This window comes from Flavobacterium hibisci, assembly GCF_020026925.1.
GTDB classification, from domain to species: Bacteria; Bacteroidota; Bacteroidia; order Flavobacteriales; family Flavobacteriaceae; genus Flavobacterium; species Flavobacterium hibisci.
The window spans coordinates 1-1,037 of sequence record NZ_JAIQDW010000050.1 but is presented as its reverse complement, the minus strand read 5'-3'; the positions used below and the strand labels follow the sequence as shown (position 1 = coordinate 1,037).

Sequence of the window (1,037 nt, the reverse complement as noted above, 5' to 3'; positions counted from 1 at the left end):
CATATAAGATTCTGTGTTGATTTCCAACTAAAATCTTATTTTTTATTAATTTTGTTGCTCAAGACAGTCATAGAACTAGTCTCTATAGCGTGTTTAAACCATTTGTGTTTGCACGCTATTTTTTTCGAGATACTCTTTGTCATAGATAGTTTCATTTTTGAATAAGGTATATATCAATTCTAATATTTTTCTTTGAATAGCTACTAATGCTTTCATTTTTATTCCTTGTTTGGATATTAGTCTTGCGTATCTTAGTCTAAAATTTTCATCCCATTTTACTGCCGTCAACGCCGGTAAGTGCATTGATTTTCTTAAATTTCGATTTCCTTTTTTCGATATTCTTGGTTTTCCCTTGACTGAAGTTCCAGACTGTTTCTCCTTAACATCAAGACCAGCATAACTTGCTAACTGTGATTTATTTCTAATCAATTCAAAACCATTAGTTTCTGCCAAAACGATTACTGCTGTCAATGCTCCAACTCCAGGTATCGTGGTAACTCTGTTTATGATTTGTTGTAAATCAGGGTTTTCTTTTATAATAACTACAATATCATCTTTGATTTCTTTTTCCTGTGAATTTAAAAATTTTATCCTCGATGTCATACGGTCTAAACTTTTTAAATTGGGTTGGGCTTCACTATTCTCAGCGTGTATTTGATTTTTGACGATGCTTCTTTCTTGAACAATTTGATCTCTTTCTCTAGTTAATTGCTGTAATTCTTTATACACATTATTTGGTTTGCTCCAAGGATCTAAATTTCTCTCTAATCCAAATTGAGCAATTGCTTGTGAACAGCTTTTATCGGTAATGGTTTTCATTTCCAACGTGCGCATATAATTGCTGATTTTATTAGGCAATACAATACTTACTTCATAATTATTTTCACTTAAATAATAAGCAAACTTTTGATGATATACACCTGTAGCTTCCATTACATAACGAACAGTAACTCCAATGTCACTTATTTTTTTTACCCATTCAACTAATGACAAAATACCTGAATCACTGTTCTTAAAAACCTTATAACCAAACAATT

1 protein-coding gene is annotated in these 1,037 nt (G+C 31.1%); it reads right to left on the bottom strand.

Annotated features, from left to right (window positions below; translation table 11 throughout):
• Positions 1 to 93 precede the first annotated feature (93 nt).
• Positions 94 to 1,037, bottom strand: a 944-nt coding sequence (locus K8B81_RS20785; RefSeq protein WP_223683440.1) for an IS110 family RNA-guided transposase, incomplete at its 5' end; no start/stop codon positions are given.